Origin of the sequence: Pseudomonas tehranensis, from assembly GCF_014268615.1 — a bacterium.
Classification (GTDB): Bacteria; Pseudomonadota; Gammaproteobacteria; order Pseudomonadales; family Pseudomonadaceae; genus Aquipseudomonas; species Aquipseudomonas tehranensis.
Genome location: NZ_JABWQV010000023.1, coordinates 1 through 21,487 on the forward strand (window position 1 = coordinate 1; position 21,487 = coordinate 21,487).

Annotated in this window: 16 protein-coding genes; 11 read left to right on the forward strand and 5 right to left on the reverse strand. The window is 59.7% G+C overall.

Annotation, left to right across the window (positions count from 1 at the left end; all coding sequences use genetic code 11):
* Positions 1-138 precede the first annotated feature (138 nt).
* Complete coding sequence (locus HU811_RS07020; RefSeq protein ID WP_092397914.1) at positions 139-609, forward strand: LEA/WHy family protein; 471 nt, start codon at positions 139-141, stop codon at positions 607-609.
* A 1-nt stretch (position 610) separates the two neighbouring features.
* Here HU811_RS07020 and HU811_RS07025 read toward each other — a convergent pair whose 3' ends face one another.
* A complete protein-coding gene (locus HU811_RS07025) occupies positions 611-1,534 on the reverse strand; it encodes a carbon-nitrogen hydrolase family protein (protein ID WP_186654890.1) in 924 nt (307 codons plus the stop codon).
* Between the two features lie 94 nt (positions 1,535-1,628).
* Here HU811_RS07025 and HU811_RS07030 point away from each other — a divergent pair, with 94 nt between their 5' ends.
* Entirely contained in the window at positions 1,629-2,528 is a 900-nt protein-coding gene (locus tag HU811_RS07030; protein WP_186654893.1) for a LysR family transcriptional regulator, read from the forward strand.
* Between the two features lie 3 nt (positions 2,529-2,531).
* On the opposite strand, the gene HU811_RS07035 is transcribed toward HU811_RS07030, so the two are convergent.
* Positions 2,532-2,786 carry a hypothetical protein gene (locus HU811_RS07035; protein ID WP_076384979.1) on the reverse strand — a complete coding sequence of 85 codons (255 nt, stop codon included), beginning with the start codon at positions 2,784-2,786 and terminating at the stop codon, positions 2,532-2,534.
* A 160-nt stretch (positions 2,787-2,946) separates the two neighbouring features.
* On the opposite strand from HU811_RS07035, the gene HU811_RS07040 reads away from it, so the two are divergent.
* Positions 2,947-3,264: an ElaB/YgaM/YqjD family protein gene (locus HU811_RS07040; RefSeq protein WP_092397910.1), complete on the forward strand. Its 318-nt coding sequence runs from the start codon at positions 2,947-2,949 to the stop codon at positions 3,262-3,264.
* A gap of 191 nt (positions 3,265-3,455) precedes the next feature.
* Here the strand turns inward: HU811_RS07040 and HU811_RS07045 are convergent, their stop codons facing one another.
* On the reverse strand, positions 3,456-4,487 hold the full coding sequence (locus tag HU811_RS07045) for an Ldh family oxidoreductase (RefSeq protein ID WP_092397908.1): 1,032 nt from the start codon (positions 4,485-4,487) through the stop codon (positions 3,456-3,458).
* A gap of 226 nt (positions 4,488-4,713) precedes the next feature.
* On the opposite strand from HU811_RS07045, the gene HU811_RS07050 reads away from it, so the two are divergent.
* Both HU811_RS07050 and HU811_RS07055 read left to right on the forward strand, forming a co-directional pair.
* A complete protein-coding gene (locus HU811_RS07050; RefSeq protein ID WP_186654896.1) occupies positions 4,714-9,549 on the forward strand; it encodes a dermonecrotic toxin domain-containing protein in 4,836 nt (1,611 codons plus the stop codon).
* Between the two features lie 194 nt (positions 9,550-9,743).
* Positions 9,744-10,745, forward strand: a complete 1,002-nt coding sequence (locus HU811_RS07055; protein WP_092397904.1) for a FecR family protein — start codon at positions 9,744-9,746, stop codon at positions 10,743-10,745.
* A 49-nt stretch (positions 10,746-10,794) separates the two neighbouring features.
* Here HU811_RS07055 and pvdQ read toward each other — a convergent pair whose 3' ends face one another.
* Positions 10,795-13,143 (reverse strand): bifunctional acylase PvdQ, encoded by a 2,349-nt coding sequence (gene pvdQ, locus HU811_RS07060; RefSeq protein WP_186654899.1) that lies wholly within the window; start codon positions 13,141-13,143, stop codon positions 10,795-10,797.
* Between the two features lie 267 nt (positions 13,144-13,410).
* On the opposite strand from pvdQ, the gene HU811_RS07065 reads away from it, so the two are divergent.
* Positions 13,411-13,791 (forward strand): fe2+ zn2+ uptake regulation protein, encoded by a 381-nt coding sequence (locus tag HU811_RS07065; protein WP_092397900.1) that lies wholly within the window; start codon positions 13,411-13,413, stop codon positions 13,789-13,791.
* 9 nt (positions 13,792-13,800) lie between these two features.
* Here the strand turns inward: HU811_RS07065 and HU811_RS07070 are convergent, their stop codons facing one another.
* Entirely contained in the window at positions 13,801-13,989 is a 189-nt protein-coding gene (locus tag HU811_RS07070; protein ID WP_186654902.1) for a hypothetical protein, read from the reverse strand.
* 309 nt (positions 13,990-14,298) lie between these two features.
* On the opposite strand from HU811_RS07070, the gene HU811_RS07075 reads away from it, so the two are divergent.
* From HU811_RS07075 to HU811_RS07095, 5 genes are read left to right on the forward strand one after another with little or no spacing between them, the layout of a single operon-like run.
* Entirely contained in the window at positions 14,299-15,534 is a 1,236-nt protein-coding gene (locus HU811_RS07075) for an MFS transporter (protein ID WP_186654905.1), read from the forward strand.
* A gap of 27 nt (positions 15,535-15,561) precedes the next feature.
* Positions 15,562-16,689 (forward strand): LuxE/PaaK family acyltransferase, encoded by a 1,128-nt coding sequence (locus tag HU811_RS07080; RefSeq protein WP_186654907.1) that lies wholly within the window; start codon positions 15,562-15,564, stop codon positions 16,687-16,689.
* 1 nt (position 16,690) lies between these two features.
* Positions 16,691-19,102 carry an acyl-CoA reductase gene (locus HU811_RS07085; protein ID WP_186654910.1) on the forward strand — a complete coding sequence of 804 codons (2,412 nt, stop codon included), beginning with the start codon at positions 16,691-16,693 and terminating at the stop codon, positions 19,100-19,102.
* A gap of 52 nt (positions 19,103-19,154) precedes the next feature.
* The gene (locus HU811_RS07090) at positions 19,155-20,429 is read left to right on the forward strand and encodes a phenylacetate--CoA ligase family protein (protein WP_186654912.1); all 1,275 of its coding nucleotides are present in this window, start codon (positions 19,155-19,157) and stop codon (positions 20,427-20,429) included.
* Positions 20,426-21,370 (forward strand): GNAT family N-acetyltransferase, encoded by a 945-nt coding sequence (locus HU811_RS07095; protein ID WP_186654913.1) that lies wholly within the window; start codon positions 20,426-20,428, stop codon positions 21,368-21,370. Before HU811_RS07090 ends, HU811_RS07095 begins: the two co-directional genes overlap by 4 nt.
* Positions 21,371-21,487: the final 117 nt, after the last annotated feature.

Below are 21,487 nucleotides of genomic sequence, written 5' to 3' on the forward strand. Positions count from 1 at the left end.
GCGGGAGCAAGCTCCCTCGCCACAGGTGTTAACCATGCCCCCCGGTCCAAACAGGGGGTTGCGGTGGTTGTGAGCATGTTGTGGGTTATCGTGCTCAGCAGTTTCCCAAGTTTTTCTCCACTCTTTGAGAATTTACCCATGCGCAGAACCCTAGGCTTATCCCTTCTCTTGATGCTGCTCAGCCTGAGCGCCTGCGCCCTCTTCCCGCACCGCGATCCGCTGAACATCACCGTGGTGGGCATCGAACCGTTGCCCAGCCAGGAGCTGGAGATGCGCTTTGCGGTGAAACTGCGATTGCAGAACCCTAACGAAACCACCATCGATTACAACGGTGTCGCGCTCGACCTCGAGGTTAACGGCCGAACGCTGGCATCGGGGGTCAGTGATCAGACCGGATCCATCCCACGGTTCTCCGAGGCGGTACTGAGCGTGCCGGTGAGCATCTCGGCTTTCTCCGTGCTGCGCCAGACGCTGGGCCTGAGCCAGACCCAAAGCCTGGACAACCTGCCTTACGTACTCAAAGGCAAACTGGCCGGTGGACTGTTCGGCACCCTGCGCTTCGTTGACCGCGGCACCCTGGATTTGCCGGGTACTGCGGCCACTTGGTAAATCAACGAGTGAAACGCACACCGGGTTTGGCCCGCTCGTCCACCACCAGTTCGAACACATCGGGCCGGGCGTAATGGCCGACCACGTCATAGTCGTAGCGCGCCGGTACCAGTTCATCGGTATCGATTTGGGCGGTCAACAACCCGCTCGTGCCTTTGAGCGGACCGGCCAACACGTCCCCCATGGGGCCGACAATCACACTGCCACCGGCAATCAAGGGACGCTCGGCAGGCCAGTTCGCTACCTCAATGCCCAGCGCCTGAGGCGAGGCCTGAACCTGACAGGCGCTGACCACGAAGCAACGACCTTCGTGGGCGATATGACGCATGGTCACCTGCCACATCTCCCGCTCATCCACCGTCGGCGCACACCAGACCTGCACCCCTTTGGCGTACATCGCGGTGCGCAACAGCGGCATCATGTTCTCCCAACACACCGCAGCGCCTACACGACCGACCTGACTGTCGATCACCGGTAGCGTCGAGCCGTCGCCCTTACCCCAAATCAGACGCTCGGTGCCAGTGGGCATCAGCTTGCGATGCTTGGCCACCAGGCCGGCATCGGGCTCGAAATACAGGGCGGTGCAGTACAAGGTACTGCCGTCACGCTCAATGACACCCAATACCAGACTTGCCCCCGTGCGCGCAGAAAACCCGGCCAATGCCTCGGTTTCACTGCCAGGCACGTCGATGGCGTTGGCAAAATAACGGGCAAAGGCCTCGCGCCCCTCGGGCAACCGGTACCCCAACTGTGTACCGAAGCTTTCTCCCTTCGGATATCCACCCAGCAGCGCTTCGGGCATCACCACCAGGCGCGCTCCGGCCTCACGTACGGCATCTTCATAGGAAAGAATCTGCGCCAGGGTGTCAGCTTTGCCGCCGGGCAACGAGCCGATCTGCAGGGCAGCCACAATGGATTTGGGCATGGTTTTCAACTCCTCGATCATCTGGGGTTGCTGATTTTCAGGTGCCGGACGATCATGAATAAACCCCCATACGCTGCTAAATGATATGAGTGTTATGAATATCGCGGATGTTGACCTCAATCTGCTCAAGACCTTCGAAGCCTTGCACGATGAATCCAGCGCCAGCCGCGCCGCGCTACGCCTGGGCGTGACCCAGTCGGCCATCAGCGCGGCACTGCGCAGGCTTCGAAACCTGTATAACGATCAATTGTTTGTGCGCACTGGCCGCGGCCTGGCGCCGACCTTACGGGCCAATCAGCTCAAACCGGTGATCAGCGACGCACTGAATAAATGTCGCCAGAGCCTCGCGATGGTGGACCCCGGCGCCAGTCATTACGAAGGTCGCTCGGTCATCGTCGGGCTGTCCGATGATTTCGAAATTGCCCATGGCCGGCGCTTGATCGAGGAAGTGGCACAACGCGCACCGGGGCTACGATTGATTTTTCGCCAGACCCATAGCCAGATCGTCGGCCGGGCCCTGATGGAGCGCAGTTTCGATCTGGCGATCACGGCGGGCGGGTTTACCGAACGCTTGCTCAGCCGTCAGGTACTGGGTGAAGGCGACTACGCCTGTCTCGTCGACCCGGCCAGCCTGACGCCAGACCAGCAGACGCTCACCCTGGAGGCGTTCGTGGCCCGCGAGCATCTGCTCGTCTCTTCGGGTGGGTTCATCGGCATCACCGACGAAGGGCTGGCCGGCCTTGGCCTGAGCCGGCGGGTAGGTGCCTCGACCACCCACTTCGCCGCCCTGCCGTTCTTGCTCAAGGGCAGTCAGGCCGTGGCAACCATTCCGCTGCATGCCGCCCGGGCGATCGCCTCGCTCAGTGGCCTGGCACTGCTGCCCTGCCCCCTGAACCTGCCCCGCTACCCTATCGAACTGGGCTGGCGAACCCATACGCAGATGGACCCGGCCGTGGTCAAGGTGCGCGAGGCCATCATCACGACCTTTGCCTGAGGTTTATTTGTTGGCAGCCATCAGACGATTGACTTCACTGCGCACCATGTTGGCGTACTCGGGGGGCGACATGCCGTCCAGTTCGGCACGCACCCATTCGGACCACTTGCCCTTGCGCTTGGAGCGCTCGCCGAACAACCGGGCCGCGTCGCCCTTGGCCTTGCCCAGATTGTTTTGCCACAGTTCAAAGAGTCGGGACTTTTCGTCTTCCAGTGCCGCGCGCTCGGCCAGGGGCTTGTCAGCCAGATTGAAACTCATGGGAAATACCTGTTGCGTAAATAGGCGCCATCTTACACCTTGCAGAGGAACGTCTTAACCACGATTTCGGGTGAACTGGGCTGCTATCGCCAGACGCTGCAACTTTTGTCCAGCCGCAGCACTCCATTGTTCACTGCCATCATCAGCAAGGAGTAACTCAATGGCTCGCAAAAGCACCGTGCAAGGGAATGGAGAACAGATCAAGGATCAAGCCTTCAGTGAACTGAAGGTTTTGATTGAGGAGTCGGAAAAGCTGCTCAAAAGCAGTGCTTCGCTGGTCGGTGAAGACGCTGAAAACCTGCGAGACCAGATTTCCCAAAAACTGCAACAGGCACTGGATTCGGTCGCCAGCGCACGGGAGCGCACCCGGCCGATGGTCGATGCCACCGAAGTCTATATCGGCGGACATCCATGGCAGACCGTGGCCATTTCCGCAGGCTTCGGCCTGGTGGTGGGGTTATTGCTCGGACGGCGTTAAGTGCTCTTGGCAAAACGGTGAATGATCACAGAAACTGTGGCGAGGGGATTTATCCCCGCAGGGCTGCATCGCAGCCCAATGCGACTTAGCTGCGCAAGGCGTGCGCAGGTTTGAGGGCCGCTGCGCGACCCGACGGGGATAAATCCCCTCGCCACAATCCATGATTCCTCGCCTCTCATTCGAAGCTGGCTTTACACTCCCGCCAACTCCCGCAACTGCACCAATGTCTGCTCGTCCAGTGCGATCCCCCGCTCATTGGATTTACTGCGCTCGCGATGCCGACGATCCCCCGGCAACCTCCGCAACCCAACACCATGCATCTGCCTGACCAGTTCCTGGCTGCGTTCGGCGAAGTTCTGCCCGGCGGCCTTGCTCGGGTCGATCACGATCAACAACTGACCGGTCCAGGGTGTCTTGGCCCCAGGATGGTTGTGCCAATCGAACTCGAAGGAAAAGTTGCCACCGGTCAGGGCGGCCGCCAGCAGCTCGACCATCATCGATAACGCCGAGCCCTTGTGTCCGCCAAAAGGCAGGAGCGCCCCGCCTTCGAGAATCGCCTTCGGATCGCAAGTCGGCTGACCGAGGCTGTCCACCCCCATTCCCGGCGGTAGCAACTCGCCTTTGCGCGCGGCAATCTGCACATCACCATGGGCGATGGCGCTGGTGGCCAGGTCGAAGACAATCGGCTCACCATCGGCCCGTGGCGCGGCGAAGGCAATGGGGTTGGTACCGAAGAGTGGCCGGTCAGCACCGTGAGGCACCACGCAGGTCATGCTGTTGACCACGCTCAATGCCACCAGACCTTCATAGGCAAACGGCTCGACATCCGGCCACAGGGCAGCGAAATGATGGGAGTTGCGAATCGCCAACACTGCAATCCCGGCGCTACGGGCCTTGGCTACCAACAAGGGACGTGCGGCGGCCAGGGCCGGCTGGGCGAAACCGTTACCGGCGTCCACCCGCACAAACCCTGATGCCACATCTTCAACCGTAGGTACTGCCTGACCATCGACCCAACCACTTTTCAGCGTCGAGACATAACCGGGAATGCGGAATACCCCATGACTGTGGGCGCCATCACGTTCGGCTCCGGCACAGTTTTCGGCCAGGGCCCGGGCGACCTCGGCCGAGGTGCCATGTCGCAGGAATACTTTCTCCAGCAAGCTCACCAAAGCGGAAAAAGACAGGGTGCTTGAACCGGCATGATCGGATAGCGCAGACATCTGAAGCTCCAGAGTGATTGTTGGAGGTAGCAACAGCGTAAGGGGAACCAGCCGGCTGATTAAACACCGCTTCACCGACGGAGCAAAGCATGCTCGTGCCGGATTACGCCTATCACCGCGCTTGCGTGCGGTAACTATGTACCACCTTTGCTCATTGATCGTTGCCTAGTCTGGCCGCTCATCCACCAAACGTGCCGCCTCCCGGCGCCTTGAGCGAGAAGCAACGATGACCACTGCAACCACGCCGCTATTATTTCCCGAGGTATTGGCCGCCAGTAACCTGGAGGACTTGAACGCTCCCCACGGATTGACCCAGGCAGACCTCGACTGGCTGCACCACGTGTCCCTGTCCAGCCACACGCTGCGCGCCGCACAGACGCCCCCCATGTCTGCCGAAGCGATTCTCTTGCAGGTCGACGAAAACGCGCCGATCCCGCTGGCCGGCTGCTTTATGCTCAAAGCGCTGACAACAGGCGCAGCGCAGACCCAGCCTGCGTTCCTCTACACGCCCTACGGCGGAATCAGAAAATTCGACAGCCCCGAAGCTCTCGAAGAGAAGATGGAAGAGATGCTGGACAGTCCAGCCGAGCGTGACGATCTTTTTCGCCTTTTATCGATTTCCCAGCGCGCCGAACTCAACAGCACCTCCGCGATCAGGACGACCCGGCAACGTATCGACGGTGACGTCTTCAACACCCAGGTCGAGTCCATCGAGTTCGCTCAAAGCCTCAACGGCCGAACAATGGTGGATGAACTGATCAAGTTACCCTCCCTCAGTGCGATGCTTGACGCGATCTTGAATGAGGTGCTGTCCAACTTTGATCATCGCCAGGCCCGCGTAACAATGAGCACGTGGAGTAGCGCGGGGAGTCAGAAGGCAAGCCAGTTGACCAGAAGCATGACGCTGAGCGAGGCGGTCCTGGTCTACTTCCACAGCCAGGGTCGGCCCGCCGGACATGACGTTGACTTCATCCATCCAGGCATCACCGTATCACCGCAAAACAAGCGCCAATGGGAGAGCGCGTTGAAGGTGACCGCCAGCAACCTGATCCCCAGGCTTGCCCACTGTATCGACGCTTATTGGGACGCCACCGGCCCGTTCAATACCTCGCGCCGGCGTTTTCTTTGCCAAGTTCTCAGCGATGCGCTACAAGCCACGATTCTGATCAAGCGGGAGAAACGTCAACTCACCGAGGCACACGCCCAGGAACTGCTGCGGCTGTACAGGCCATCTCGCCCGGACGAACCGCTGCTGTTTACCGAAACCGTGCGTCTTTGGGAATATGAGCCGCTCTACGTAGAGCTGGCGGGTTCTTTGATGATCAGCGCCAAGGGACACTATCTCTACACCCCCAGTCACGGCCTTGAGAAAGTAGACAACTACCTGGGTTTCAGGGAGGCGCTGCTCAATACCCCCTCCGGCGCAGAGCGAAAGGAAGAACTCTACAGCCTGCTGAGCCTGGAGGAGCGCAACCGCTTCCTGCGCCTTGACGATCCCCAGGTGTCAGGCAAGACGGTGACCTGGCCGGTATTCGAGTCGATGGCAGAAGGGATCATTGGCAAACAGTTGAAAAACCTTCATTTCGCAATGGAGATGTCCCGCCAAGGGGACATGGACGTCCACGCGCTCGTCGACAAGGCCCTGGACATACGCAGCCTGATCGGTAAAAGCCTGCTGACGCAAAAGGCCGATGGACACTGGGGCACGCAACCGGTTTTTTACGGGAACCTGCGCCCGTCCAATTTCATGGCTGATCAGCTGGAGAGGAAGATCAAGAGCTATGCCAGTGTCGAAGAAGCTTTGAATGCCGAACTGACCCGATTGCCATTGTCCAGCGAGATCTCACTGCGTCAGGCATTGAAAGAGCTGCTGCCTAAACTGACCAACGTTTTCTCCCTGGGACTACGTGCAGAAGCTGAACTCAGAGAACTGAACGCCACCCTGCCTCCGGCGGCGCGCGACCTTATCGCCGCGGTCTTTGCCTTTGACGCCGACTATCCGGACCGCACTCAACGCATCGGGGTCAAAGGCTTCCGGCCCGATGTCTATTCGCTGAGGCTGGCATGCACCGAAGCAGGTGAAACGGTTTCCATGCCCCTGGCCAATTGTTTCCTGCTGACCGAACGCGGCGGGCTGGATACGCCTTACTCGGGCCTGGCAATTCTCTGGACGCCGGCCGAAGGTTTGCAAGTGTTTGCGTCAGTCGAGCTTGCCACGAAGCAATTGAATCGACGCCTGCTCGACTCACGAAAGCGCTTTGGTTTGCTCGCCAACCTCTGGCCCGCGCAACGCAAGCCCCATGGACGCTATCAACTTGATGTGTTTGAGCTGATCGAAGACAACGTGCTGCTCAATCGGATGAATTCGTTCATCGCGCTGTTCGAGGCCCAATACAGGTATCTGAGCACGCTCAAGAGCGGGGACTGGCAGTTGACGGGGCCTGAACGACAAAAGAGCCTTGGCTCATTGCTCGAAAAAGCCGCTCCCACCAATCTGACACGCGCCAGTCGTATCGCCCAGGCGATCCGGCTGCAACAGAAACTCCCCGCCTGGCTTGGCGCCGCTCCCCTTGAAGAACAGCGCCTGCAGATTGACTTGCTTGAGCAATACCGAAGCAGTGTGGCCGATGACAAGGATTATCTGGACGGGATCGAGCCCCTGCACACCTATGTGAGTAAAAAGCTCAAAACGCTCCTGGACGCGCGTTTCGCCGTAAAAGACCTGGATCCCGCTACACTGCTGATCACCCCGAACCATGCGTTGGCGGGGCCCGCCAGCAGCTTGACCGAGTTCGCCCTCAATCATTCCGATTTCACTCAAAAGACAGGCTTCAAGGTGTCCTCGACCTCCGGGCGCGCGTTGCCCGACAGCTTGAACGAGACGGCTATCAGGCAAATGCTGTTGTCGTTGGACATCCCCACCACCTATAAAACAATCGTACTGGACGAACTCTCCGCCACCTCGACCGATGGCCAGAAAAGAAAGCAACGATTTCGCCGGCAGTTGCCTTGGCAGCTATTGCAACATGCTCACGCACTGCATCTACAACAGCACCTTTCTCCCACAGGGTTTGACTTGATTCGCCAGGTACTGGACATGCCGGATGCCATCGCTCGCCAGGCAGTGGACGGCGCCAGTGCGTTGATTCGTCCACTGGAGCTGATCAAAACCCAGGGAACTGCGGCGATCAAGGCACTGGGGCTTTACCTGATCGGATCAAGCACCGATGACAAAGCCCCCCATGTGCTGTATGCCCCCTACCACGCAGGCCATAACTTCACCGAGTTCAAGGACCAGGCCAGCCTCATTGCCGCCTTCAACACACCGGGCGCATTGCAGGACCTGCTGATTCGTCGACTTCCCGACAGCCAGCAAGCCACCTTCAAGAACCTGTTCGCCTCCACGGCCGGTGCACTATCGGAAATCACCCTGGCCTCCAATCCGATCAAGACCAACCTGCTCGACGTATTGTTCAACGACAACACCGCCCTGTTGGCGGACATGCTGAGCGCACAAGCGGATAAAAAGCGCCAGTTTGCCTGGGGAACGGCCCTGCATCTGTTCAGTGCGGGCGTCAAGCTGGTGGGGCGACAGTTGCCAGGCAAACTGACGTTTATCGAAACGCTTTGGGAAAGTTATCAAGACTTCAAGGCCTCTGCTGAATCACTGCAGCAGCATGACTGGAAAGCAGGTTTGCACGACTTCATCACCGGCGCGGCAGAGATGGTCTCACTCGGCTTCCTGAATCGCGACGACACCTTCGGCCTGCTCGACCCGATAGCACCGGGCGCGCAGAGCGCCCCTGCGGCAAGCCCGCCGCGTTGGCAGGACATCGCCTCCACCGCCCCGACGCGCACCAACCTGCGAGCCTTCGAAGCCATGGAGGTGAGCCTGCACAACCTGCAGAAGAACGTGATCGACGGAACCTACAGGGCCCCAGGGTCCGACAAGCTTTATGCGCCTGTTGCCGGCATCGTTTTTCAGGTAGCCAAAGCCAACCAGGTCTGGCGCGTGGTCCATGAACAGGGAGAGGGACCAATACTGAAACAGTCGCCTGATAACCAGCAATGGGCCGTAGATCCACAACGGCAGACCATTCGCTACGGAAAAGTGATGTCAACGCTGGCCAATTCCTACAGCGACTACAAGGCTTCAACGTCGCTCAACATTGAGGCGCGGGGCATGGCGCAAATACGTCGCAAATACCCGGCTTACGCAAACATGATCGAACAGGCCCTGGAAGTGGCCAGGTATTACTCATTCAACGCCCTGCATAATCTGGATCAGATCAAACATCAGGTCCCGCCGGGCTCTCGGCTGGATACTTTCCTGAAGGCCTTCTTTGGGGTGAAAAAAGTCGACGCCAGCCTGATCAAGAAAATACACACTGCCGTCTCGCCGCTGTGCCGGGCATTGGCCGACCCGTCCTGGGAAACGCGCAACGCCAAGCGTATTGTCATCGGCCGCTTGAAATACATGGACGATAGGGCGACCGCCTTCGTGCTCGAACCTGAAACGGCAGGAAGAATCTATCTCACCCAATATTTCTTCGAGGTCGGATTGGACTGGTACAAAGACGCGGTCCCGGACTCCTTCAATGTTGATGCCCACGCCCAGGCCGCGGTGCTTATCCACGAAGTTTCTCATCAGCTTTTCGACACGCTCGATATTGTTTATCTGGACGCGGCCCTCCCGTTCCTGGACTTGATTTCCAATGCCACTCAGTTCGGACATGCAAAATACAATTATCAAAAGGACCAGCAACGCAATGGGCTGTCGTTGACCACGCCGCGATACAAACTGTTCATGGGCTGGGACAGCGCTGCCGGCGGGCTCAAAAGCCTGGAGCTTTTCCCGGAACATCGGGATATGGCCCGGGAAATCCTGAAAATGACCGGCGCCAGGACCATGAGCGAGGCACGCAGTATCTTTCTGGATCCAGATTCACCGGCAGGACGCATCGACGTTATCTTGCGAAACGCCGATTCCATGACACTGCTGATCTGTGAGCTGGGTCGACAATTGGACTCCCCACCCATGAGTCCCGCTGCCACGTCTTGACAGCCTCTGCGACGGTGCGCGCTGACGGGTATTGATCTTTTTTTCACGAGATATATGCCACGCTACAAGCACGACCTACCGGTGTCCGAGCCTTTGACCGGAAAAAACAGGCTCATTTTGATATGCAAACGCCATGATGGCGGTTCTCGACAGGTCATGCCGAAGGTTAGAATGCGGCAAACCAGGAAGAGTCAATGACCGAACATACACTCTCGGAAGCCGAATACGACGCCATTACCGATGCGGCCGCGCATTGGTGCATGCGTTTGCACGCCGTCGACTGCACCGACGCCGAACGGCTGGCATTCAAACAATGGCACGATGCCGATCCCCTGCACGCTTTCGAATACCAAGCCATGCTGGAGATATGGGCCGTGGCCGATCATCTTCCGCGTGTCGAAGCGCCACCATCTCCCGCGCCAATACCGCGACCTCGGTCCCGTTGGAGCCGGATGGCTGTCGCCGCCGCGGTGCTTGTGCTGGGCGTGCCCCTGGCCGCCTACACGGGCTGGAACCTGGGCTGGGTTGCCAACTCCTACGAACGATTCGAAGCTGATGCAAGCGTGCGTCATATCACCCTGGGTGACGGCAGCCAGGTAGAACTGAACCTGGGCAGTGAACTGGTATTTGCCAATTACAAGAATGAGCGTCGGGTGACGCTGAAAAAGGGCGAGGCGTTTTTCGACGTCAGCCATGACACACAACACCCGTTCGTTGTACGGGCCGGCCAGGGCCAAGTGCGCGTAACCGGCACTCGCTTCAATGTATGGATGTATCAGGATCAGGTCCGGGTGACGCTGGTGGAGGGCTCAGTATGGGTGACCAGCAACCAGGCACTTGCCAGTAACGGCTCGCAACTGTCGCCGGGCATGCAGGCCAGCTACAAAGCCGGCGACTACCAACCGCAAATCCGTGAAGTCGATGTCAACGACAGCTCGCTGGCGTGGCGCAACGGCAAGCTGGTGCTGGACAACCTTGCCCTCAGCGATGCACTCCCGCTGATCAATCGTTATCTCGAACATCCCGTCATGCTGGCCGACAACAGCACTGGCGCCCTGCGTATCGGTGGTATCTACAACCTCAACGAAGTGAAGAACCTGGTGCCTTCGTTGCCCAAAGTCCTGCCGGTTTACCTGACGCAGAACAAGGATGGCAACCCGGTCCTCAACTCCATCGGTCAACGACCCTCCAACTGAAAAAGCCGCCACCGGCTCCGGTCGCGGCTTTTGTGTAAAACAACAGCGATTAGTGCGCGGCCACCCTGCCCGCCTCATCACGCTCACGGATAGTCACGGCCTGATAGTGCGGATCGGCTTTGATCTGCTGCTCGGTGAAGGGCAGCACACTCCACTGTTTCTTCGAAAATGCCTGGGTCTGGTCGGCCGAATACGGCGATGCAGGGTCGCTGGAAATGGAAAATGCCAACAGACCTTGAGCCCGGGGTCCTTTGCCATCAAAACTCACCACTTGCAGATAACTGGTGCCGCTGACCACTTCCCGCTTGCCGTTGGCCCCCGGCACGCTCTGAATCGCGTTATAGATCCCCAGCTCCCCGGGGCCGCCGTGGATGGGCGTCTGCCGGCTGCCACTGCTGGCAACCTGGACGTCCTGCCAGCGGCTGTCCTTCGGCAACCCTGCCGCCTCCACTGACGCCATCGAGGCCAGCATGGCCTGACGCACCGCCGCCAGCACCGCAGGACGCTCGATCGCCAGGCCGCGTGGGGTGTGTCGCGGATCTTGCGGATCGAACGGGACGCGCCACGAATCAGGCACCGCCTGCAACTGTTCCATGATGTGCTGGAAATGAATGAACCCCACCCCACTGTTCAGGCCGGCTGTTCGATCCCAAGCCTTGAGGCCGTTGCAAACCTGGGTCAACGCCAAGGCATCGGTCCCCAGGTCAGCGGCACAAAAGCCCAGCAGGTCCGGCATCACCTGATCAGCAAGGTAGACCTGATCGTCCATGACCATGCGCTGCAGATCACTCACCTTCACCGGCCCGTCCTTGGCCAGCTTACCCAGTCGGTCCAGGGCGAAACGCGTCCGCTGGCCCAGCGGCAGGTCTTGTTGGCTGATCACAGGCGAGTACCCGGACAAAGGCTGTGAGGGGTTGACCATCCAGGCCGAGTCGTTGGAATTTTGCACATAATCGCGGCGCAACAACTGCGGTAGCTTGTCGGCGGCGTAAATACCCTTCTGCACGGCGTTCGAATCAGTATCCCAGGCGCATTCGCCGCGCGAGCCGTCCAGTACGATGAGTTGCAGCCCTGCCCGCGGGTCGCTGCAGCGGGCCAACTTGTCGGCATCAACATTCGGCACCACCGACACGTTCATGTAGAGACTTTGCCCCTGATCGTCTACCGCCAAGGTGTTGACCCATGGAATACCGTGGATCTCATGGACCGCACTCTGCAAATCCTTGAGCGTGACGGCCTTGTTCATGGCGTACCACTGGGCCAGCACCCGATCATTTTCCAGGTTCGCATCGCGCAGGCTGTAGGCGAACTTGTCATCCCAGTCCAGCCGGCCGGGCCATTGCACGATCGGGCCGAACTTCGAGCCGTAGACCACCCGTGAAACGGTCTGCACCTGGCCATCGGGTTGTTTGATGTCCACCGCCACCGTCTGTTGGCTCATCGGTACGGATTGACCATCGAGCAGGTAGCGGGTCGGGTCTTTCGGGTCGAGTTGCAGACGGTACAGAGTGAAATGTTTGGAGGTATCGACGGTGTGGGTCCAGGCCAGGTGCTGGCTGAAACCGATGTTGATCACTGGCAAACCTGGCAGGGCCGCGCCCATGACGTCCAGTTTGCCGGGAATGGTCAGGTGCATCTGGTAAAAACGCATGCCCCCCAGCCATGGGAAGTGCGGGTTCGCCAGCAACATCCCACGCCCGTTGAAGGAGCGCTCACTGCCGATGGCGACCGCGTTGCTGCCGCGCTCCAGGGCGAAACGCTGCTGCCGGGTTGCTGCGCCTGCAAAACCTGCCCTCGGCTGGCCGGCGTCCGCCGTCGCTCGTGGCGGCTGAGCGCCCGCCAGGGCTTCGGCGAACTGGCCGACGCCACCTTCCACCAATAGACGTCGGGTCAATTTGACCAGGTCCAACGCCGTAATTGGCCGTACCCATTCGCTTGCACATTGTTCAGGCAAGCCTTCGGCCTTGCGCTCGGCCAGCGCGCGGTTGAAACCCGCCACATAGCCCTCGATCAGTTGCTGGACTTGCGGCGGCTGGGCCTGCCAGAAACCGGAAACGGCTTGCGGCGTGTTGAGCCAGTTGAAAAACATATCGCTGACGCGGTTCTCCCGCTGTTCGAGCGTGACCTGCTCCGGGCCGAAGTAACGCGAGCGCTGACCGTTGACCGTTACGATCTCATTGACCAGCAGGCATAAATTATCTTCAGCGTACGCATACCCGATGCCGTAGCCCAACCCGCGCTCATCCTGAGCCCGGATATGCGGCACGCCAAAACTGGTGCGGCGGATCTCGGCACTGGCCTGTTCTTTATCACCTTGAGCGCTGGCGACGCAGCTGAACCCCAGGCTCACTGCGAAAAACACACCTGCGAGGCGAAAGCTCGATAACTGCCCGGACATTCTCACGTTCACTCCTGATCCAATACTTTCTAAAACCAGGACGGCTGCCTGGGAATTCACATACCGCGTGCCTGAGCGGAATGTGCCTCCCTTGAAAACGAATCGGATGAAAAAAAATTAATGGCCTTGCACCGCCTGACTACGGGCGTTTGATCGCATCCGAACAAATTTTTCAGCTTTTCGCCTTCATGATTGGCCGCGTTCGTTCGTCCTATTACAGGAGAGTATCCGTGACCTTTTCTGATCAGGCTGGTAAGGAGTTTTTGCATGCATGACGCGCGTCAGCCCATGGAGGGCAAGCCCAGGTCGACCGGCGTTCCGGCGACAGCCACCCACAACCTGTTCGACAGGCCGGCAGAACGAGGGTGCAATGAGCACATCAGACTTTTGCTCAAGAGCTTCGGCCTCAGGACCAGCCTGATTCGCCTCAAGGTCATCGATGCATTGCTCAAGGCCGCCGATGAAAACCGCAGCCTGGGTGTGCGGGGCGTGCACAGTCAACTGCTGGGGTTGGACATTCCATTGTCCTTTCTCAGCGTGCGCGAGGTGTTGAAGCGCCTGTGCAGCGAGGGTGTCGTCACCCTTAACCCCGATAAGACCTACAGCCTGCACCGCAAGGCCATGCACGTGCTCCAGGGCGGGGAGTGACGCCTGCGCTCAGGACTTGACCTTGCGTCGCATCACGCCGTTGATCACGACCACGATGACCGCGACGGCAATCGCGATGTATTGAAACAGCTGCTCGCTGATCATGCCGTTGTTCTGCATCCAGGTCAGTCCCAGCATGATCGCCAAAACCACGAGGACCACCAGAATCGAGTATTTCAAACGTTGCGATTGAGTCATTGCCAATTTCCTGAATGTATCCGCTCTGTATCCCAGTGCTTGCCAGCCCCAATGCAGAGTTTTGGAGATGGCGGGCAGCAGACGGGGTCTCATGGTACAACCGAAGGGGCGTACTCATGCAACCGACGCCCATCAGATTAATTACCTGCATCTCCACAAAAGTCTGCGCCTATCGGACTTTTTTCTTACAGATTTAACTCACATTTCTGCCACAAACACAGGGGAAGACTTCTTTCGGCCCTGAATTTAACCAACGTATTCTCGAATAAGAGGCGCTTACCTCCTTACTGAAAATCAACGTTGGAAATCATGCAAAACTTGCTGGCAACTCTTTCGCCAATACGATTGACAGGTTTTTGCCTGGCTATCGCTCTTTTCGAACTATTGACTTACCTGGCCAGCGACCTGGTTATGCCGGCCATGCTCGCGGTGACCCAGGAACTGGATGCACCCGCGGATCAAATCCCCCACGCCTTCAATCTGTATCTCTTGGGCGGTGTTCTGCTGCCGTGGCTGATCGGTCCGTTATCGGATCGCTATGGGCGTCGTGCATTCATGCTCGCCGGTTGTGTCGGTTTTGTCCTGGCTTGCGCGGCGATCACCCTGGTCACCCACATGCAGGGATTCAACGGGCTTCGTTTGATCCAAGGTATGGGGTTGGGTTTCGTGATCGCGGTCAGCTACCCGGCCATACAGGAAGTATTCAACGAGTCGGACGCCGTGAAGGTCATGGCGTTGCTGGCCAATCTCGCCCTCCTCTCGCCCTTGCTGGGGCCGCTGCTGGGTGGCTTGCTGCTGCAATGGCTGTCCTGGCGCGAGCTGTTCCTGCTGCTGGCGGGCCTGGGTGCAGTGAGCTGGCTGGCCTTATGGACATTCATGCCCCCAACCCCCGGTCTGGCGCATTGCTGCCCCCGGCAACCGGCCCTGGAGCCGTTCGAGCTGCGCACACTCATCAGGCGCTATGGCGCGCTGCTGGGCCATCGCGGCTTCATGGCCGCGTGCGTGGCGCTGGGGTTGATGAGCCTGCCCCTGATTGCCTGGATCGGTCTGTCCCCACTGCTGCTTATCCAGGACCAGGGCCTGTCGCCCTTGGTGTACGGCCTGTGGCAAATCCCGGTGTTCTCGGGCGTGATCCTTGGCAATCTCCTGCTCAATCGCCTGGTGGAGCGAGTGGGCGTGCACAGGGTATTGCGCTACAGCCTGTGGCCCTTGTCTACCGGCCTCATTGCACTGGTGATCGCCAGCCCGTTCAACCTTGGCGTACCCGCGCTGGTCAGCGGCCTGGCGCTCTACGCCTTGGGGCTCGGCATGGGCAACGCGACCTTGTATCGATTAGCGCTGTTCGCCAGCGACGACAGCAAAGGGCTGGTCTCGGCCATGGTCGGGATGATTTCCATCGCAGTGATGAGCACAGCCGGCTCGCTGCTCGCGCTACTGGGCGCCGGAACGAGCCTGAACGCCTTTGCCTTGATGGTCGGCATTGCCGGGCTCAGCTGCCTGGTGGCGCTGCGTCTGTTCCTGTCGCAACCGACCGCTCACGTCTGAAAATCCCCTCTCTGAGGAACGTTACCCATGATTCATTTTCCCCACGCCGATGCGCTGTGTGCATTGGCGCAGCCTTACGATCCCGATTCGGTACCTGCTGGTCTATTTGATCGGGCCATGGCCCAAATCAGCCTGTTCCATTGCCACCACACCCCTGGCTACGAACACTGGCTCAACGCCAACGGCCTGGTGGTCGAGGACCTGGAGCATTTGACTGACTGGTCGCGCTTGCCGCCCATCTACGCCAATTACTTCAAACAGCGCTTGTTGCTCAGCCCCACCGGCGAGAACGCGCTGGAGCTGACGTCCTCCGGCACCAGTGGCCAGAAAAGCCGCATGCGCTACGACGAGCGCAGCATGGCTGCGGCCCAGGGCATGGTGGCGCGCATCTTTGAACACTACGGCTGGTTCACGCCGGATTCGCCCTGCAACTACCTGCTGTTCAGCCACGAGCCGGAACCGGTCAATCGCGTCGGCACCGCTCATACGGATCAGTTCTTGCGCAGCTTCGCACCGGCCAATCGGATTTTTCATGCGCTGCGGCGCACCGGAAAAGGTCATGAGTTCGATGTCTTTGGCGCGATCCGGGCCCTTCAGGAGTTCGCCGAAGAGGGTCTGCCTGTGAGGATCTTCGGCTTCCCGGCGCTGCTGTGTCATGCGCTTGAGCGCATGCGCGAGACCGCAACGCCAAACCTCAAGCTAGCTCCCGACTCCCTGGTATTTCTGGGAGGCGGTTGGAAAAAACAGGCCGCCCAAGAGATCCCCCGCCACGAGGTCTATGAACACATCACCCGGCAACTGGGCATTGAGGCGCACCGCTGCCGCGACGGTTACGGTGCCGTCGAGCACGCAGTGCCGTACATCGAATGTGCGCACCACAGGTTTCATGTGCCGGTCTATTCGAAAGCTTTCATACGTAAACCCTCGAACTTCAGCGTCCAGCCCTTCGGCAAGGCGGGATTGTTGTCATTCGTCTCGCCTTACATCTCTTCCAGTCCCGCCCATGCCGTGGTGATGAGCGACCTGGCGACCCTGCATCCAGCCAATTGTGAGTGCGGCCTGAACACCCAATGGTTCGAACTGCACGGTCGGGCCGGCACCAGTGCCAGCCGAAGCTGCGCCATGGCCGCTTCCGAATTGATCAAGGAGAATTGATATGTATCTTATCAACGGCCAACTGCACGCTGATCTGCCACTCGATGCAGTCCTTGAACGCCTGCAGACGCAACTGCCTGGTCTTCTGGACGTACCGCCCCCCAGCGATAGCGTGCTTGATTGTGCGCAGGCGTTCGCACAAATGCTGCGGGCCCCAGAGCAAACTCCGTTCCTGGACGACGGCCAGCGCCAGGCATTGATCGCCTTCTGCGAACGCAAGCATTTGAGCCGCAAACTCGAACGGGAGCTGGGGGCGGACGCGCGCTCGCTACGCCGAATCGACTATAGCGATGGCCCTTTCGAAAGCTGGCAACCCCTGGGGTTGGTGGTGCATGTCACCCCCGGCAATTCACTGCTGCTGGGGTTCTTCGCGGCACTGGAAAGCCTGCTGGCGGGCAACGTCAACTGGCTGCGACCCAGCACGCGCGATGCAGACCTGACGGCGCGGGTGTTGGCGGCGTTCCTCGATTGTGATCCAAGCGGCCAGTTGCGCGATTACGTTGCGGTGCTGCCAGTGCCCCACCACGAGTGCCGGCGTCTCTTCGCGCTGGCCCAGGGCGTCAGCGCCTGGGGTGGCGAGACCGCACTCAAGGCCATGCGTGACCAGCTTCCAAGCGGCTGCCGCTGGATCGATTGGGGACATCGCATCAGCTTCGCCTATGTCACGCCGCAAGCCGCCAACGAGCAGGCGTTGGACAGCCTGGTGGATGAGGTCTGCCGCCTCGATCAGCAAGCCTGTTCCAGCCCCCAGTGGCTGTTGGTGGACAGCGACGAGCCGGCTCAGATGCAGGCACTGGGTAACGCCCTGGCTGGTGCATTTGAACGACGCACCGGACAATGGCCGGCGCTGCAATCCAGTGCAGCCGAAGCGTGCGAGATCACCACCCGCACGGCACTTGCCCGACTTGACCACAGCTTTGCAGAACAAACCGGCCAGATTTGGGAAGGCCACGGCTGGCGCATTATTTGGGAGCATCACCGCGACCTGTTGCCATCGCCACTGTTTCGCACGCTTATATTACGACCGGTGCCCCATGGGCTGATCACCGAAACCCTACTGCCTTGGCGAAACGTGTTGCAGAGCTGCGCGCTGATCTGTGAACCGCAACGGGCGCCTGAACTTGCACGTCGCGTATTAGCCGCCGGCGTGACCCGCATCTCGGCAACCGCAGACATCCAGCAAGGCTACGAGGGCGAGCCTCACGACGGTGTCTACGCGCTGCAACGATTGAGTCGTCGGGTATCGGTCGGTCTTGAACCTGAGGTCGCCAGTCATCGTGTGACACTGGACGCCCCGCCGACAACGCCCCCCATTTCACCCTCGACGCCGATCATGGACAAAGCGGCATTCCTGGCGCTGCCTGCTGCACCCCAGGCCCAGTTGTTCTTCCGCTCAGGTGGTAGCAGCGGCGCACCGGTACTGTCGCCCTACAGCCACCGCGATTTTGATCGCCACATGCGGGCCGCCGCCGACGGACTACGCGCGGCCGGTCTGGATCCGGCGAAGGATCGGGTGATGAATCTGTTTTATGGCGGCAACCTCTACGGCGGCTTCTTCAGTTTCTCGAAAATACTCGAGCACATGAGCGCCGTGCATTACCCCATGGGCGCGACGTCAGATGCGGACTTTGAAGAGATCGCACGAATGATCGTCGCTCACAAGATCAATACCCTGGTGGGCATGCCAAGTACCTTGCAGCGCCTGTTTTCCAGCCAGCGAGAAACCCTTCAAGGCTACGGCGGCGTGCGCAAAGTCATGCTGGGCGGCGAGCACCTGGGCCCAGGCTGCCGTCAGTTGCTTGAGGACTGCGGCGTCACGAGTATTCGCTCAGCCATCTATGGCAGCGTCGACGCGGGCCCCCTTGGCCATGCCTGCACTGTCGGCGGCGAGGGTGTTTTCCATCTCATGGAGGACATTCAACACTTGGAGATCGTCCAGTTGGACCAGGACGCTCCGGTCGCGCCGGGGGAAACCGGACGGCTGCTGTTTACTTCTCGCCGACGCCAAGCGCAGCCCCTTCACCGCTATGAAGTCGGTGATTGCGGGCGCTGGCTCACCGCTCCCTGCCCCTGTGGTCTGGAGTCACCCCGGTTCGAGTTGCGCCAGCGCCATGGCGCCCTGATACGCATCGTGACGTACCTAATCAATACCCACGAGTTGGCCGAACAGGCACAAGCAGCCATTCAAATCGTGCTTGATTACCACAGCAGCGGCTGCGAACGCCTACTGATTCGCGCCGATGGCGACGCACCAACAGTTCGGCGCCAGGTCATGGGCCTTGAACTGCTGTCCACGCTGGTAGAGTCCCAAATGCTTGTACTGGACGTGCAATCCTGTCCGGCGGCGAGTTTCGAACATAACAAACACAGCGGCAAAGTCCCGCTGGTGATTGACCGCAGACTCACTGCTTGATGTTTTTTCCGTGTAATTGAACAAGCGGACGTTAGAGTCCGAGAGAACCCTGATGAGCACCTCTTTACCATTCGAACAATGGCTCGCCCATATTCGTAAGCATTCAACGTTCTACCGCAAATCTTTACGGCATTTACCCGCGCAGAACTGCACGTTGGAGGATGTCCCCATTGTCGACGTCGCCGACTATTGGGCCGGCAGTCATGACCTGGACAATTGGGACGTGCTGACCGGCAAAGTCGAAGACGCGCTGATCTACAAAACCGGCGGTACGACCAGCCAGGGAAAACTGTCGGTATACACCCACGCCGAATGGCAGCGGATGCTCGACTGCTTCGGTCAGAGCCTGTCAGCACAACTGATGGCTGGCGATCGAATCGCCAACCTGTTTTTTTCCGGAGACCTGTATGCCAGTTTCCTGTTCATTCATGGCGCCCTTGGCAAAGTCGATGTAGCCATCACCGAATTCCCGTTCACCGGGGCAGTGGATCTCGACGTGCTGACCGAGGCCGTGACCGGCCACCGCATCAATGTGCTGGCTGGTGTGCCTGCGCACCTGCTGGCGTTCGCCGACCACTTGGATCAACAGGGGCGGACGCTGCCCGGCATCACCACCGTGTTGTTCGGCGGGGAAAACCTGTTTGACAGTCAGTTGCCTGCGTTGCAGCGCGCCTTCCCCCAGGCACGCTTCGCCTCCATCGGCTATGCCAGCGTCGACGCCGGACTGGTGGGCGCCAGCGCACCGGACTGCAACCTGGGCGAGCACCGCGTGTTCGGCGAACGGATACGGGTAGAGATCATCGATGAACTGAGCGGTGAGGTCATCCAGGCATGCGATCGGCCCGGCACTCTGGTGGTGACCAACCTCACCCGGACCCTGATGCCCATCGTGCGCTATCCGGTGGGCGATCGAGCGTGCTGGCGCGAGCCGGTTGGAACTCCGCGACGCAAGTTCGCGCTTCAGGGCCGCAGCGCGAAAAGCCAGCGAGTGCGGGTAGGCGTTTTCTCGCTGTTTTCGCAGGAAATCAGCGACATCATCCGCAGCATTGGCGGTGACCTTCAATGGCAATTGATCATCGAGCACGCGCAGAACAACGACCGCGTGTTGCTCAGATGGGTGCCTGGTGGGCAAACGCAGACCTGCCAGTCACTCTCCAGCACATTGAAAGCCGCCTTGACCAAACAGTATCCGGGTATCGATCAACTCGACCTGCACGTCCAGGCCTGCAGCCTGCAAGCGTTGGAACGCCATCCACGCTCCGGCAAGCACCTGTCGATCATCGACCGCCGCGCCTATGCTCCGCTGGCAGCGAGGCACGCCGGATGAACAGCGTGGTCATCCGACCGTTCAGGCCCACGGATGGCGTCGGAACCAGCGAATTGTTCCGCCGGGTTTACGGCGATCACTACGTCTCGCCAGACGTCTACCTGCCACATATGATTGGCCTGCACAACCTGCTGAACCGTTGGCACTCCATGGTCGCCGTGGAGAATGACCGCGTGGTCGGCCATGCCGCATTGTGTCGGCAGACGGCCGAAGGTGAAGACGCGGAACTGGCCCTGATCGCGGTGGACCCCGCGGTGCAGGGCGGCCAGATTGCGACGCGGCTGGGGCAGAAGTTACTCGACAGTTGCCAGGACCTCGGGCTTGCCAGGTTGTCGATCAAGCAAGTCACCAGCCATTGCTACAGCCAACGTCTGGCACAACGCCTGGGGTTCCATGATACCGGGCTGCTGCCTGACCATGTGCCCTCACCTTTCGCCACGGTCGACGCCGAAACCATCGTAGTCGGCAGCCAGGTGGTCAGCGGCCATCGTCGCCCGCTGCCTCACCTTAAGTGGCCGGTGGCATGCCAATGGCTGACGCAACCCTTGGCATCGCTGTTTGGTACCTCGCTTGAGGTGCCTTTGCCTTCGGTACAGCCTTTTCAAATCCAACAACTGCCCGGAAGAATCGACATTGTGGCGGGGTACATAGGCCTTCGCCTGGCCGGGCAACTGCTGCGCTTGCCGGCCCATTGGTCGCTTTCAGTACGACTCGGACTGCGTCAGCAATTTGCCGACGATTACCAACGATTGATGGACGCCGGATTCATTTTCACCGGGATCATGCCTGCCGAAGGCAACCCCGGCTGGCAGGCGCTGTTTCACCGGGGCGCCCTGGATCGCCCGCTCACCTTGCACTCGGAACCGATGCAACGGCTCCACGAACAAGTGCAAGCCCAAGGGCACATTTGGAGATGCGCTCAAGCAGGTTCGGCGGCTTGAAAACGGGAGCAGGGATGCTCAACACATCTCCGAGGTTCTCGACAGGATGGCTCGCACACAGGGCTCAGCGCAGCCTGATGAGTTTGCACCGGATTTCGAATCACTGCCCCCAACCTG